The sequence below is a fragment of the Acinetobacter lwoffii genome, assembly GCF_024129685.1.
GTDB classification, from domain to species: Bacteria; Pseudomonadota; Gammaproteobacteria; order Pseudomonadales; family Moraxellaceae; genus Acinetobacter; species Acinetobacter lwoffii_X.
In genome coordinates this window covers 14,390-29,840 of sequence record NZ_JAMXXL010000029.1, presented here as the reverse complement: position 1 = coordinate 29,840, position 15,451 = coordinate 14,390, and the positions used below count along the sequence as shown (strand labels likewise).

Here is a 15,451-nt window from a genome sequence, read left to right as displayed (position 1 = left end):
GAAATTATCAAAGTTCTGTTGCTTTAGCCTGTATATTTTTATGGCTACCTTTATAGGGTTAATTATGAACAGTAAATGTCAACAGACCCTATAAAACTCTCTAAAAATAAGAAAATAATAGTGATTGAAAATGGGCCTTCTGCTCCTGACAGTGATTATCAGCTTATTTATAAATGGCTTGATTCACAATTTTATCATTCAGGATCTACGAGCATCAGTATGTATTCAAAATTGTGCGAAGCGAGTAGATCGAGTTATACCAATTTGACTAGGTTTGCGATCGAATCGTATAAGTGCCAAATGAAATTACAACATTCCGTTTTTTAATGCCGAGTTGATAAAAGTGAGTATAAATATTTTAGTTGCTGAATTAAAGACAACTTGGTTGGAGTTAAGAGCATATAAAGTTGGAGATGAATTTTCATTATTCCAAGAGTATTGTGGCGACGTTGAAGCATCAAAATACTTACAACGACAGGTGCATACAACAGTCGGTCAAACTCAGCAGATGTTGCAGAAATGGGCGTTAAGCTATTGGCAGCAACCGATTAAAGGATTTTCATGGGTGATTGCTGAGCGAAAAAGTCATCTGGCAATCGGGTTACTAACGATCATTCAACAGCAAAATAGCAGCCTTGAAGTTCATTTCGAACTTGGTCCTCGATTTCAGGGTCAGGGCTATATGCTTGAGGCGATGAAAGCGGTGATTCAGCATTTTAAACAATATCTCCCACTTAAATTACTGGATACTTTCTGCGATGCAGAACATGTACAGGCACACCAAGTGCTGTTAAAGACAGGGTTTAAAGTTGTTAAACGGATCAGTGCTTATACTGTATTGTCGAAGTTGGGTACTGAAAAGCGTGATGTCTTGGTTTTTCAATATAGGCTGGATCATCATGAAGAAAACTAAATAAAACGAATCATTATAAAAATTTAAAGCCTTGAGGTAAGATAAAACCAGTATACGTTTTATGTAATTCGCCATAGATGCGAATAAACAAATAAGGAAGTAAGCATGCAACAAGAAGTCATCATTGTCGGTGGTGGTATGGTCGGCTTAAGCCTCGCATTAATGTTGGCGAAAACCAATATTGCAGTCAAACTGTTGGAAGCCATCAAATATCCAGATTATGATGATGAAAATCTTGCGCCCTATCATTCCAGTTTTGATGCACGTAACAGTGCCTTGTCACGCCGTAGCGTGCAGATTTATCAGGAACTTGGACTTTGGAATGCCTTGCAAGAACATGCTACCCCAATTCTGGAAGTGAATATTACCGAACAAGGCAGCTTTGGTAAGGCCCGACTGAAAGCCGAGCAGGAAAAAGTCGAAAGCTTTGGTCAGGTCATTGAAAATGCCTGGCTCGGTCGTGTACTGCTGACCCAAGTCAAAAAAGAGCCATTAATTGAATTGATTGATGGTGTTCAAGTGACCTCCCTTATCCAAGATACAGACTTTGCTTATATCGAAGCTCAGCGTGGTGAATCATCACTAAAATTACAGTCCAAACTGGTTATTGCCGCCGATGGACGGGATTCTTTCTGCCGTAAAGCCTTGGGTATTGGTGCGTCAGAACATGATTATGATCAGGTTGCAATTGTGACCACAGTACAAACGTCTAAGCCACATGGTCATGTGGGCTTTGAGCGTTTCAGTCATTTAGGGCCTTTGGCACTGTTGCCATTGCCGGGCGAATATCGCCGTTCCGTGGTCTGGCCAGTGAAAAAAGGTACTGAAGGAGAATGGCTGGGAGATGAAAATGACCAGCATTTCCTCGATGCCTTGCAGGAAACGTATGGCGATCGTGCCGGAAAGTTCCAGAAAACCGGAAAACGGTTCAGTTTTCCCTTATCTCAAGTGTTAGCTGAAAAACAGGCTGTTGGCCGTGTCGTGTTGATGGGCAATGCAGCACATACGATTCATCCGGTGGCTGGTCAGGGTTTTAACCTGTGTATGCGTGATGCGCATGTATTGGTGCGTTACCTCAAGGAACAGCAAGCACAAGGCGCAGACTTGGGCGATGCTGCAATATTACAAGACTATGAAAAATCTCGTCTCAGTGACCAGCAACGAGTGATCAAATTCTGTGATTCAGTGGTGCGTGGCTTTAGTAACCAGAATCCATTTTTAAAGCTGATTCGTAATACGGGTTTAATCGCTTTTGATACGATTCCAGGCATCAAGCCACTGGTTGCAAATTATGCCATGGGGTTAAAAGCATGAGCTTAAATCAAACTAACGAAATATTAGACGTCGTCATTATTGGCGGTGGATTGGTGGGTGGGCTTACAGCGCTTTTGTTAGCCCAAGGTGGCATGCAGCCTACAGTTCTGGATGCAGCGCCAATTCTGGATGCAGATAAAACCTTAAAGGTGGCCAATCCGCGTGTCCTGGCTCTCAGTCAGGCAACCATTCACTTGTTAAAGACGGTGGGGGTCTGGGAAAACCTGGCACGGCAGCAGCCTTATACCGGCATGCAGGTCTGGAATAAAAATGGCTATGGCGAAATCAATTTCGGCCAGCCTTCAGAAAAAACACCCTCGCTAGAACAGGCTTTAGGTTCGATGGTGGAACCAAGCATTCTGAATCTGGCCATTCAGCAAAAGATGCTTGAAGATGTTCAAGATTATAGAACACAGGTCAAAGTCAGCCGCGTTGAACGTGACGTCGGTGTGTGGATTATTCATCTGGCCGATGGTACTCAGCTTAAAACCAAGCTGGTGATCGGCGCCGACGGTGCCAATTCCTTTGTTCGTGAGCAAGCTTTCATCGATATTGATGTACTGGACTATAAACAGGCGGGCATCAGTTGTGCCATTAAAACTGCACAACCTCATCAGCATATGGCACGTCAGATTTTTCTCGAAACCGGCCCTCTGGCTTTTTTACCCATGGCCAGCCTTAGTCCGGAAGAGCAGGGACATTGGCAATCGATTGTTTGGACTTTGCCAGAGGATTATGCTGAAGAATATGCAGCGCTCCCCGATGCTGAATTTACCCAGCTATTGACCCGTGAAAGCCAGCATATGCTGGGTGAAGTCTTAGAGGCGACACTACGTGCCACTTTCCCCTTAAAAGCCCGCGCTGCCCAACAATATGTTCAAGATGGTTTAGCCCTGATTGGAGATGCCGCACATGTGATTCATCCGCTGGCAGGTCAAGGGGTGAATATTGGCTGTCTGGATGCTGCGATACTTTGTGATGTTTTACTGCATGATCAGGCGCGTGGCGTATGGGCACATGAACAAACCCTAAAACGCTATGAGCATCGCCGTAAAAGTCAGAACGATGCCATGATGCACAGCATGTCTGCGATTGGCTGGATGGAAACCACTTTATTCTTCCCGATGGTTTGGGCACGCAATTTCGGCCTGAAACAGGTAGAAAATCAGCCCATGTTGAAAGATGCATTTATGGCGCAGGCCAACGGTCTGAGTTTACTTAAAGACACACGCTACGCAGCTTAAGACAGAAATGTAAATTTTTTAAACAAACATCAATAAAGAGTAACGATTTTGTTTAAAAAAGATACGATTTTTTGATGTTTAGTACTAGGCGAAGCCCAAAGAGATTGCTAAATTTCACTTAATTCGATACCTGGCTTGGAATACCAAGCAAGCGCCATTTTTGGGGAGATGCAAATGACAGACATGAATGATTATGATGACGACGTTGAAGATTCAATCGTTGACGATGATGAAGCAAAAGCAGCTGAAAAAGGCGCGGTCGATAGCACAGAGATCGTCAGTGATACCGATCTTGTAGAAGCTGAAACTTTGACCGTCACTGCAAAGCTGAAAAAGCGTCAAGCACTGGAAGACGAGATTGCGGCTTTCCTTGCCAGTGGTGGTCGTATTGTTGAAGTTCCGGCAGATGAATCAGTAGCCAAAGAATAAGTTATTGATTAACTTGTCTCTTATAAAAAACACCACATCAATTGTGGTGTTTTTTTTACAAATCAAAACGAGATAGAAATATCTAGAGCAATTAATCGTTTGCCGAAGTCAGTTCTAAAGCACGTTGATAAGCGATTTTCTTTTTAATACCCGTTAAATCTGCTGCCAACTGTGATGCTGCTTTGACCGAAAGGTCCTGTAACAAACGTTTCAATAATTTATCCAGCTTTTCTTGATCCAGATCTTTTTCTTCGGTGGCACCGCCAATCACCAGAACAATTTCGCCTTTTTGCTGATTGTGATCATTGCTAATGAATTCCACCAATTCACCCAAGGTCATTTTCTTGATAGTTTCAAAAGTCTTGGTGATTTCTCGCGCAAAACCGACCGGGCGATCTGCTCCGAAAACGCTGGCCATATCCTTAACGGACTCCAGAATCCGGTGCGGTGCTTCATAGAAAATTAAAGTCTGGGTTTCATCTTTCAGTTTTTCCAGATTTAGCAGACGCTGACTTTGTCTGGATGGCAGAAAACCTTCAAAACTGAAACGGTCACTCGGCAAGCCGACTGCACTTAAAGCTGCAATCGCAGCACAAGCACCAGGAACGGGAATCACGCGGATATTATGCGCTTGAGCAGCCCGGACAAATTTAAAGCCAGGGTCGCTAATCAGGGGAGTGCCAGCATCACTGATCAGGGCCATATCTTCGCCATTGAGCAGGCGCTGGATCAGCTGATCAATCTTGTTGCTTTCATTATGCTCATGACAGGCAGTCAGAGGTGTTTGAATATTAAAGTGTTTAAGCAACTGTGCGGAAGTTCGTGTATCCTCAGCAGCAATAAGACTCACCGACTTCAACACCTGAATTGCACGATAACTCATATCATCTAAGTGCCCGATTGGAGTCGCAACAACAAATAACTGAGCACTCATAGGTTTCTCCATGTGGAATAAATTGAATAATAAAAAATGGAAGATTAAAAATAAAATATTGGGCTTGTGTTTAGTCAGCTACATCAGCAGCGTACAAGCAGAAGTGCTGATCATTCTACCCGAATCCGGGCCTTTGGCGCGAGCTGCATCGAGTATCAAACAGGGTTTTCTCAGTGCTTATGCTACTTCCGGGCAGAAAGTTCCATTAAAATGGGTCAATTCCAATCAGAAAAATATCTCCCAGCTACTGAAACAGCATGTCAATAAAAAGACCAAAATGGTGGTGGGTCCATTGGCACGTAGCGATGTGGAACAACTACTCAAGAGCAAACCTAAAGTACGTACCCTCAGCCTGAATGATGTAGCAGGGTCATTACCCCAAGTCTGGCAATTCAGCCTGTCCAAAAAAGAAGATGCTGCTGCCTTAAAAACCTTATTGCACAAAGATGGAATTCAACAGCTGCTGATTTTACGCCAGCCGGGCAGTGAAGCTGAGCATGAACTGTTGCTGATGTCATTGTTCAGTCAGAGTGATCTGAAATTTAAGATCGTGAACAAGGCACCCATTTTTTTAATGCCGAAGCAGGGGCTGTTATTCCTCGGCAATGCAGAAGGCCTGGCTACTATACCGGAATTAAGCCGTAAACGGATGTATACCGTAGCCAATGCGATCAGCGAGCAGCACAAGCTGCCACAAGGGATCAAGTTCTGTGATGTTCCGGTACTTTATCTGGCTGACTGGCCGGATGTTCTACAGGCTTATGTCAAAGAGCCGGTGGATATGTCCTATCAGCGGCTGATTGCCTTCGGTGGCGATGCCTGGCAGATCACCCAGCAGTACCTGTCACAACCGCGTTCACAGAATATTGAATTTCAGGGTAGAACTGGCCGGATACAGATCAGTGAACACAGCATTCAGCGTAGTCCAGAATGTTTCCAGTACAGTGGCACAGGCGTCAAGCTACTATGAGCGAAAGAGCAATGCTGCGACAGCAATTAGGTGCATGGGCGGAGCAGCAAGCGGCCCAATTGATGCAAAACCATGGATTTCAGTTCCTGGCAGCCAATTATCACAGTCGCTATGGCGAGCTGGATCTGATTCTGGTGCGTGATCAGGAACTGGTCTTTGTGGAAGTCAAAGCACGTGCGCAAACCCGATATGCGCAAGCGATCGAGTCGATTTCCAGAGCAAAACAGGGAAAGATGCTCAAGACTGCGATGTGCTTTATTCAGAAAAATCCACAATTTGCACACTATTACTATCGTTTTGACGTGATTTGTTTTGATTTTAAACAGCAATTTGCAAAAACCATACAGCATGACTTTTCGCAATACCCTTATGATCTGGAATGGATTGAAAATGCTTTTACTTTTGATCAAGAGTTTATTAACCTTTGAACAAAATAAGGTCTAAAGATGCTTATATTTGCTTCAAGATCATTGTAAAGTTCAAGCAGAATTGACATGATCTGAGCTTGAAAACAGATTATTAGATTGAAAAAGACGTAATAAAATGAAGGAGTCTTGCTGAGTGGTTAAGCGTATTGCAATAACAATGCTGTGTGTCGCAAGTTTATCAGGTTGTGCAAGTTTTATTTCCAGCGGCACAGGTACGGCTCCTGTCGGAACTGAAAGTGGGGCGCGTACCTTGGGGCAGGTATTTATTGATTCCTCAATTGTCCGTACTGCAAAAATTAATCTTTATAAATTGGATTCGCGCTTTAAGCAGGCCCGGGTCAATATTGAAAGTTTCCATGGCAATGTCTTGTTGACCGGTCAGGTGCCGGATGCCCATTTAAAGCAACTGGCTGAAGATAATGTCAAATCCATGAGTGATGTCAAAGCGGTACATAATTTTATTACTGTCGGCAATCAGATCAGCTATAGCACCATCATGCAGGATACTGCGGTGACTGCAAATACCCGTGGCTTGATCATGAAAGCGACTGTGGTAGCGGATAGTAAAGTGCATGTGCATACTGAAGATGGCGTACTGTATGTGATGGGTCGTTTAAATGGTGCCGAGATTGCTGACCTGAATCAGGTGTTACAACAGGTGGGTAATGTCACTAAAATTGTGACCCTAATTGATAATGTGGAGCAATATTCAAGTCTGGCTAATCAAAACTTTGCCGCACCGGCATATGCGCAGCCGGGTATTGAACAGACGCCAGTGGCGATTGATCCTGATACGGTTGAACCGACCTATGAACCATAAGGTCGGCCAGTTTAAAACCCAACTCTCACAGCGTATTTTGCAGTTTCAACAGCACTATCAAGATTTCCGGTTATACGATTTTGGTAGTTATGCTTTAAATCGTTTAACTCCGAAACAAGGTTACACAGTCGAAACCCAATTGGCCTATGGCTTGAAATCCCGGCAACGCTTTGACCTGTTTCGGAGTCAGCAGCCTTTGCCACATCGTCCCCTGATTGTGTTTGTGCATGGCGGTGCTTGGTTGCATGGCGATAAAAAGGATTATCAGTTTATTGGCGAGTCCTTTGCTAAAGAAGGTTATGATGTGGTGGTGATGAATTATCATCTGGCGCCACAACATATTTTTCCGACCTATATTCATGATCTGCATTTGTTACTGAATCATTTGCAGCAGTCAGCTGGACAGTTGCAGATCTGTGCTGAAAATCTGGTCTTGATGGGACACTCTGCCGGGGCATTCAATGTGATGTCTGCCTTGTATCATCCGCAATCTGCCAGCATTGATCACAATCAAATCCGGGCGATTATTGGTCTGGCGGGGCCTTATCATTTTGATTACAAAAATGATCCGATCTGTGCCGATGCATTTGATCAGGCGGTGCCTTATCAGCAGGTGATGCCTTATTATTTTGTTAAAAATAGCTCAATCCGGCATTATCTGTTTATTGCCGAAAAAGACAAGATTGTTGGGCATTTCAATAGCCAGGATTTGGACCGTGTACTGAAAGAGAAGGGCAATCATAGCCATCTGATTCAAATTCCGAAACTTGGTCATATTACGATTGTGGGTTCACTCTCCAGTTTGTTTAGCCAGTTTTTCCAGACCAAGGCACAGGTGCTTTGGGCGCTCGAGGATGCATTTAAATCCTGAGACTGATATTTGGTTTAACTAAGCAATAGATAAAAAAGAATCCAGGGGAGAACATCCACTGGATTCTTTTTTAAGCCGTTGAGCTAAATCTTTCGAATGCAGATTTATAGCCAGGTCTTGGTATCATCTGCGACTACTGTACCTTGAGTCACATGCATGATCATGGCATGGGCAATACTGCCTTTAAACGGAATTTCAGGCAGCTGATCGAATTTAAAGAATTGCGCATCGCTAATTTCTTCTTCCTGCAGCTGTAGCTCACCACCAGCATATTCTGCCTTGAAGGCAATCATCAGGTTACTTGGGAAAGGCCAGGGCTGGCTGGCCAGATACTGGATATTTTTGAGATGCAGACCGACTTCTTCCAGCGTTTCACGACGTACTGCATCTTCTAGGGTTTCACCCACTTCAACGAAACCGGCAATCAGGCCATACATCTGACTTTTGGTATTGCGCGCGTTTTTGGCCAGTAAAATCTCGTCTTTGCCTCGGGTAATGACGGTAATAACGCAAGGCTGTACCCGTGGATATTGCCGGTAGTTGCAGGATGGGCAGACCATGGCATATTCAACAGCATGCGCTTCAGTCGCTGTACCGCAATGACTACAGAACTTATGGTTACGACGCCATTCTAAAAGTTGTACTGCGCGGCTGGCCTGTTCGAATTGCTGGGTATTCCAGAACTGTAACAGCTGACGGATGGGAACCAGTTGCAAGCCTGCAGGAATCGGCTCATCGGGAAGAAGATCACGGGCAATCACCTGATCACCCGTGTGGAGTAGCAAATCACTTGCTAAGGCTTCAACCCGTGGAAGTTGAAAGTGTTGATCGACCAGCAGTTGCTGTTGTTGAAAAATATAAGCAAGTGATAATTTGGACATTAGGCAACTATTTTGAGTTTCTCACTACTGTCCAATGCTACCTGAAACATCGCCTGTAATACAGGCTGTTTGTTCTTTAAGTTATCAATCATCATGTCGGCACTGGCCAGGGTGTCTAAAGCACGATGAATTTCTTCCGGACTTAATGCAATCGACAGATCAATACGGTTCTTGATGAATTCTGCAGTGGTGGTGAACGCAGTACGAACATGTTCTGCATTCAGGAACAGCATCGCGCCGCCAATCTCGCAAAACTGTACAGGAACAGGTTCGAGGGCAGTCAAGTCATGATCTTGCAGGTAATTGCTGAGAATCTGGCTAGAAAGCTCGATCAGGGCCTTGGTTTCTGTGAGTAAAGCAGCGTGTGCTTCATCCAGACGGTCCAGAGAAATATTCATGTTGTTGACGCGCAGCTGCAAGCGGCTCGAAGTGTGATGACGTTCCAGTACGCCAATCGAGTTCATGGCAGACAGAATGACATTCATCAACTGCTGGGCAAAGCTGGCATCCTGCATCATCTCCGGCTGGCTCAGTGAAGCGGCCTGACGGGTCAGGTCATGATAGGCTTCATTCAGGTTCAATACCTTGAAGATATTCGCCAGATTATTCAGTTGTGCCTGCAGTTCCTGAGTCTTTTCAGGCGTCATGTTCTGATAGTTGAACTCGATGTCATTACGAATTTGCGCCATTTCCGTGGTCACCAATTCGCTGATGGTATGCATGGTTTCAAAGTCTGGGCCATACAGATGGCGACTGAAGACCTGTAATTGCATATCGGTCAGCAGGTCATCGCCCACATTGAGCTGGCTACGGATAGATTGCGCAGTTTCATCTTCCTGACTGATACATAGGCTGAGCACATTGGCCAGATCAGCCAGCGAAGCCTTGAAGCTGTCTGCCGAGCTAAAATACTGTGCCATGTTGCGCTCAATGCTCACCAAGGTGCGTAGACGTGGCTCATTAATCAGCAGGTGCTCAATATTGTTTAACGCGACATATACCAGATTCCAGTACTGCTTGCTGTCATGTTGTTCTGCAAGTCCGGCCAGATAAGCCCCCACCAGTTTGATGGCTTGCAAATCCAGTTCACTTTCTTCCTGATTGATCAGCTTGTTGAGTGACAGCTTATACAGACGGTGTACATATTGGGATTTTTCCAGACTTGGTGCCTGTGGCAGCGCAAAATCAGGAGTGACGCAATCTAATAGCGATTCTACATGCTGGCCTTCAGTCGTCAGTGGTTTACCCAAAGCCAGTTCCAAGCGGTTCAGGGTATCCAGCAAAAACTGTGGAATTTTTACTTCACGCAAACAGATAAATTCGATATAGCGTTTCAGCATAGTGGTGCCTTCACTCAAGGCGATCACTTCTTGAGTATTGACCTGCGCCGGATTCCCCATAATCTTGCGCATTAATTCTGCTGAATATTGAGCGACTTTTGCCAGACTGGACATGTCGATGAGTGCCAGAACCTGGGCGCATTGTTCGAACTGATTTAATGCATCATCAATACCAAAAGGTAAAGTCTGGTCTTCTACCAAAGTGCTTACTGCTGATTCGACTAACTTGATCGAGTTATCAACCTCATTTTTTATTATCAGTAAAGCTGTTGGATCAAAATGTATAGAGGTTTGGTAAGACATGATCTGCACCTTTCCTGGAGTATTATCTATATATGAGCCCCGCTTTAAACTACGGGGCCTCTTTGTATTTACTATAACTGAAGAACGATAGTTTTAAACCTAAAGTATCCCCGGAAATGTAGATTTTATTTCGCGAAAAGGCAAGCAGTTCTATGTTTTTCTTCGAATTGTTTGACCCAATTCTCATGTTCCTGTAATTCCTGTTCTGACGGAAGAATCACCGGCAATTCAATTTCAACTCTGGCCATCCCTGAGCGGCTGTTCTGGTCTTCAGACTGAGACAGGGCATCGATATCAAAAGACACCTGTCCACCGGTCATGGCCAGATAAACATCGGACAGGATTTCCGCATCGAGCAAGGCACCGTGGAAGGTACGGTCGCGTTGTGGAATCTCGTAACGGCGCACTAAGGCATCCAGCGAGTTTTTCTGCCCTGGATGCTTGGACTTGGCCAGTGCCAGGGTATCGGTGACGTCACAGACCTCGGAGAGCGCTTTAAAACCTGCGCGTTTGAATTCCATATCCAGGAAGTTCATATCGAAGGTCGCGTTATGCGCAATAATTTCCGCGTCGTGTAAATAGTCAAACAGCACTTGAGAAATTTCTTCAAACAGCGGTTTGTCTTGCAGGAATTCGTCGGTGATCCCGTGGACATTCACAGAATCGCCGACCGGTGTTTTCGGATTGATATAAATATGAATCGAGCTGCCGGTCAGTTTGCGGTTAATCATTTCCAGCGCGCCGACTTCAATAATCCGGTCACCATCCTGATAATAAAAACCGGTGGTTTCAGTATCCAGAATCAGTTGTCGTGGGCCATGCAGCTGTAGCTTTGCTGGTGTAATGACAATTTGCGGATGTAGCTCAGTCGAGGCAGATGATTCTGAAGATGAAGCATCTTCATTGCTGTCTGTTGCTAAAACTTCAGTCTGTACAATTTCTTCAACAGTCACTTCGATGATTTCTTCCAGCTCTTCTTCTTCGCTCTCGGCCAGATCAAGACCGAAAGGATCGTCTAGCAACCAGTCGGGTTCAGATTTTTTTTTATCTTCAGACATTGAAGGGCTTTGCTTGGATTTTTTCAGGGTTTCATCAGCACCCAGATTGGCCAGCTGATCGGCCATTTCATTGCCCGGATGTCCAGCATGACCTTTGACCCAGTGCCATTCGATCTCACGTCCCTGACAGACTTCATCGAGTTTTTGCCAAAGATCCGGATTTTTGACATCTTTCCAGTTTTTCTTTTTCCAGCCATGAATCCATTCGGTAATGCCTTGTTTGACGTACTTGGAATCGGTATAGATCACCAGTTTGTCTTGCTTGTCACAAAATAGAATGCCCTCAATGGCAGCCGTCAGTTCCATACGGTTATTGGTGGTATGATCTTCACCGCCACAGATTTTGTGTTCTTGTTGGCCGTTAACAATGTACGCACCCCAACCGCCTAAACCCGGGTTGCCGCGACAGGCGCCATCAACATAAAGTGTGATAGTGTGTGACATAGATTAAATCCGATCAAAATAGAACAAGCTGGAAGGCTTATTGTATAGCGCAAATGCAGTCAATCAATCTATATGTCCGGGATTTTTTAATTTCTTGTAACATTTAACGTGAAATCGCGGTAAATTATTGGCTTGAGTCTTTGACATGCTTCACTACAATGGCATATCTAAAAAATAAATTTATATACGAGTTGTTTGGATTTCTTTATGTATAAACCAACCGCAATTTTGTGGCAGCCGACATTACCTACATTTTTAAAATATTCTGTACTGGGAACTGCACTTGCTTCCCTAGGACTGACGGGCTGTTCATCTACACAAAGTGCGACCCAAACAGCATCAAGCAAGCAGGTTGGATCACAATATCTGGATGCCAGCAGTCTGGATGGACTGGAAGATTTACTCTCTGCAACGGATATGCGTGCAGTCGAAGGCGACCGTTTACAGATTCTGAAACATGGTGATGTCTGGAAACGCATGACCGTGGGTTTCAAGATGGACTTAAGTGTCTGGAATCCGCGGATTGATGCGCAGCGTGGCTGGTTTATTTCACGTCAGCCTTATCTGGATCGCTTAAGTGCGCGTGCATCACGTTATTTATATTACACAGTAAAAGAAGCAGAACGCCGTGGCATGCCGACCGAGTTGGCACTGTTACCGATTATTGAAAGTTCTTATGACCCGGCAGCGACCAGTAGTGCGGCGGCAGCAGGTTTATGGCAGTTTATTCCAAGTACCGGCCGCATTTATGGTCTAAAGCAGACTTCTTTATACGATGGTCGTCGTGATGTGGTGGAATCCACCCGTGCAGCCTATGAGTTTTTGGGCAGTCTGTATAACCAGTTTGGTTCCTGGGAATTGGCGCTTGCTTCTTATAATGCAGGCCCAGGCCGTATCCAGCAGGCGATTAACCGTAACAAAGCTGCAGGTCTGCCTACCGATTATTGGTCATTGAAACTACCACAAGAAACCATGAGTTACGTTCCACGTTTCCTGGCGGTTGCACAAATTATTAAAAATCCGGGCAGTTATGGGGTGAGTTTGCCACCGATTGCCAACCGTCCGCATTTCCGTGAAGTACCGGTCGGTGTTGCCAGTTTAAATGAAATTGCAGCGATTACCGGTTTGAGCCGTGCAGAACTGTATCAATTAAACCCGGGTCATCGTGGTGATCATATTGATCCTGCAAGTCCGCGCCGTATTCTGATTCCTGCTGACTTAAGTCCTTCAGTGGATGAGAAGCTGAAAAAATTATCCGGTTCAGGTGGTTTATGGGCGAGTAACACGAACAGCTTGCCGCGAAATACGACGACAGTGGTGCCCACTAGAGCTGCACCGCCAGAATTAAATACGAAAACGATTACGCCTTCTAAACAGACTCCGCCAGCGGTTGTTAGTAATCAGCCTGCAACGAACGTTGCTAAAACAACGACTCCGGCTAAAGCTGCAAGTACGCCACCTGTCGTCACAGCAGCGGTAAGTACCGCGACAACGGCAAATACTGTGACCCAGACTACGAAAAAGATTTCGACGCCTAAAGGCTCATCTGCCTTGGCCAGTTTTGCGGCACAAAGTGATTTGCCAATTCCAAGTGCGCCGCGTATTCCGGTAGCTGTAACACCTGCAGCGCCAGCGAAACAGATTCAGGTCGAACCACCGATTTCGGCAGCTGAGCGTCAGCAAGTTCAGCAGGCGGTCATCGCACAGGATATTCAGAAAACTGTAGATGAAATTCTGCAGCCTGTTGCAACACCGGCAGAACAGGCCCAAGTGGTTGAAGAGCTGAAAGCATTGGCGCCGGCTGGCACAGAAATTGTTGATCCTTATGACGGTAAAATCAAGCTGACTGCCATTCAAACCAGCCTGTCTGTTGCTGAGCAGCAAGGCAAAGAGCTCACCAAAGGCTTTTCTTATCCGAAAGAAGTTGCTGACAATACCACTGCGAATTCGGTTGAAGCCCAGCTGAATCAGGGCAAAAATTACGTCAAGACTGATTCTGAAGTGGTGGTGGTTGCTCCAAAAGGCAAACGCAGTACCTATAAGGTGTTACCAGGTGATAATCTGGCAATGATTGCGGCTAAAAATGGGGTGAACTGGCGTGATGTGGCGAAATGGAACCAGATTGATCCAAATTCTCCACTGTATGTGGGCACCACCATTTATCTGTATGATGCCAAACCTGTACAGGAAGCCAGCAAAGCCAAAGAAAAGCCGGAAACTTATGTCGTTCAGGCCAATGACTCTTTGACTAGCGTAGCGACCCAGTTTGGTTTTAGCGTGAAACAACTGGCTGATTTTAATGGACTGAATAGTAATAGCGGTCTGTTTGTTGGGCAAAAGCTGTCATTGAAAGATACAGGGCAGTCCAAAGCCAAAGTTGAAGACACGAAAAAAGCTGAAACTGTCAAGGTTCAGACCAAATCCTATACAGTGAAACGTGGTGAGTATCTGAAACTGATTGCCGATCGTTATGGGCTTTCAAATGCTGAACTGGCATCCTTGACTTCAGGTCTGACTGCCGGTAGCAGTCTGATGGTGGGACAGAAAATCAATGTACCACTTCAGGAAGTTGAAGGGCTAACGGCATCTAGCCAGAAAACTGAGCAGAAGTTTGAAAATGTCAAAGTCGATCAGACTGCGACTGAAAACTATCAGGTCAAACGCGGTGAAACCCTGTATAGCATTGCCAGTCAAAGCAAGCTGAGTGTTTCTGAACTGGCTGCATTGAATGGGTTGTCTGCCAATAGTGGTTTACGTATAGGTCAGACCATCAAGATTCCAGCCGGCAGTCAGATCCCTGAAACCTATACGGTTCAAGCGGGTGATACGCTGACCGGCATTGCCGCAAAATACAATCTGTCAATGGACCAGGTGGCGAGCCTGAATGGCATGTCACGTAATGCCGGCTTGCGTGTGGGACAGCGCCTGAAACTCAGTGGTGAAGTTGCTGAACCGGTACGTGAAGTGGTTGCTGAAACTGCGACGAAGAATACAAAATCGGATTCGCATGTGGTGAAGTCAGGTGAAACCTTAAGTTCTATTGCACGTCAGTATCATTTACAACTGAAATATCTGGCAGATTTAAATGGCCTGAATACCAATAGTACGGTGCGTATTGGTCAGCGTTTAAAAATTGAGGGTGACTTTCCGGTAGATAAAAAAGTTGAAGATGTGAAAGTGGCAACTAAGCCTGTAGCTTCTAAGGCAACTGAATCCTATACCGTTAAATCAGGCGAATCCCTGAATGCAATCGCCAGCCGTTTAGGCATAAGCGTGACCGACTTGGCTCAATTAAATAATCTAAGTCCACGCGCAGGATTAAGGGTCAGTCAAACCATTCAGATTCCAAAACTGGTGACTGATTATAAAGTCAAACGCGGTGATACCTTAATCGGTCTGGCTTCACGCTATGGTATGAACAGCAATGAACTGGCGGAAATGAATGATCTCAAACCGAATACGCAATTGCGTATTGGCGATGTGATTAAAGTACCGAATTAAT

13 protein-coding genes are annotated in these 15,451 nt (G+C 45.1%); 9 read left to right on the top strand and 4 right to left on the bottom strand.

Going from position 1 to position 15,451, the window contains the following annotated elements; all coding sequences use genetic code 11:
* Positions 1–343 precede the first annotated feature (343 nt).
* From NI464_RS12875 to NI464_RS12860, 4 genes are all read left to right on the top strand, one after another.
* Entirely contained in the window at positions 344–913 is a 570-nt protein-coding gene (locus NI464_RS12875) for a GNAT family N-acetyltransferase (protein WP_253138873.1), read from the top strand.
* A gap of 105 nt (positions 914–1,018) precedes the next feature.
* Positions 1,019–2,227, top strand: a complete 1,209-nt coding sequence (gene ubiH, locus NI464_RS12870) for a 2-octaprenyl-6-methoxyphenyl hydroxylase (RefSeq protein ID WP_004646356.1) — start codon at positions 1,019–1,021, stop codon at positions 2,225–2,227.
* Entirely contained in the window at positions 2,224–3,471 is a 1,248-nt protein-coding gene (locus tag NI464_RS12865) for an FAD-dependent monooxygenase (RefSeq protein WP_004646358.1), read from the top strand. The genes ubiH and NI464_RS12865 overlap by 4 nt, the downstream gene beginning before the upstream one ends.
* Positions 3,472–3,645: 174 nt before the next feature.
* Complete coding sequence (locus NI464_RS12860) at positions 3,646–3,900, top strand: hypothetical protein (protein ID WP_253138870.1); 255 nt, start codon at positions 3,646–3,648, stop codon at positions 3,898–3,900.
* 91 nt (positions 3,901–3,991) lie between these two features.
* Here NI464_RS12860 and rsmI read toward each other — a convergent pair whose 3' ends face one another.
* Entirely contained in the window at positions 3,992–4,834 is an 843-nt protein-coding gene (gene rsmI / locus NI464_RS12855) for a 16S rRNA (cytidine(1402)-2'-O)-methyltransferase (protein ID WP_004646360.1), read from the bottom strand.
* Between the two features lie 10 nt (positions 4,835–4,844).
* Between rsmI and NI464_RS12850 the strand changes: the two genes are divergently transcribed.
* The 4 genes from NI464_RS12850 (at position 4,845) to NI464_RS12835 (ending at position 7,923) form a co-directional block, all read left to right on the top strand.
* On the top strand, positions 4,845–5,804 hold the full coding sequence (locus NI464_RS12850) for a penicillin-binding protein activator (RefSeq protein WP_191111916.1): 960 nt from the start codon (positions 4,845–4,847) through the stop codon (positions 5,802–5,804).
* Positions 5,805–5,815: 11 nt separating this feature from the next.
* A complete protein-coding gene (locus NI464_RS12845; RefSeq protein WP_081407909.1) occupies positions 5,816–6,232 on the top strand; it encodes a YraN family protein in 417 nt (138 codons plus the stop codon).
* A gap of 133 nt (positions 6,233–6,365) precedes the next feature.
* Positions 6,366–7,052 (top strand): BON domain-containing protein, encoded by a 687-nt coding sequence (locus NI464_RS12840; protein ID WP_004279522.1) that lies wholly within the window; start codon positions 6,366–6,368, stop codon positions 7,050–7,052.
* Positions 7,042–7,923 (top strand): alpha/beta hydrolase, encoded by an 882-nt coding sequence (locus NI464_RS12835; RefSeq protein ID WP_004646363.1) that lies wholly within the window; start codon positions 7,042–7,044, stop codon positions 7,921–7,923. The genes NI464_RS12840 and NI464_RS12835 overlap by 11 nt, the downstream gene beginning before the upstream one ends.
* 104 nt (positions 7,924–8,027) lie before the next feature.
* On the opposite strand, the gene nudC is transcribed toward NI464_RS12835, so the two are convergent.
* From nudC to dnaQ, 3 genes are all read right to left on the bottom strand, one after another.
* Positions 8,028–8,804: an NAD(+) diphosphatase gene (gene nudC, locus NI464_RS12830; protein ID WP_004646364.1), complete on the bottom strand. Its 777-nt coding sequence runs from the start codon at positions 8,802–8,804 to the stop codon at positions 8,028–8,030.
* Entirely contained in the window at positions 8,804–10,447 is a 1,644-nt protein-coding gene (locus tag NI464_RS12825) for a hypothetical protein (RefSeq protein WP_004646365.1), read from the bottom strand. The genes nudC and NI464_RS12825 overlap by 1 nt, the downstream gene beginning before the upstream one ends.
* Positions 10,448–10,572: 125 nt before the next feature.
* Positions 10,573–11,949, bottom strand: a complete 1,377-nt coding sequence (dnaQ, locus tag NI464_RS12820; RefSeq protein WP_253138867.1) for a DNA polymerase III subunit epsilon — start codon at positions 11,947–11,949, stop codon at positions 10,573–10,575.
* A 207-nt stretch (positions 11,950–12,156) separates the two neighbouring features.
* Between dnaQ and NI464_RS12815 the strand changes: the two genes are divergently transcribed.
* Positions 12,157–15,450 carry a LysM peptidoglycan-binding domain-containing protein gene (locus NI464_RS12815; RefSeq protein ID WP_253138864.1) on the top strand — a complete coding sequence of 1,098 codons (3,294 nt, stop codon included), beginning with the start codon at positions 12,157–12,159 and terminating at the stop codon, positions 15,448–15,450.
* The last annotated feature ends 1 nt before the right edge of the window (position 15,451 follow it).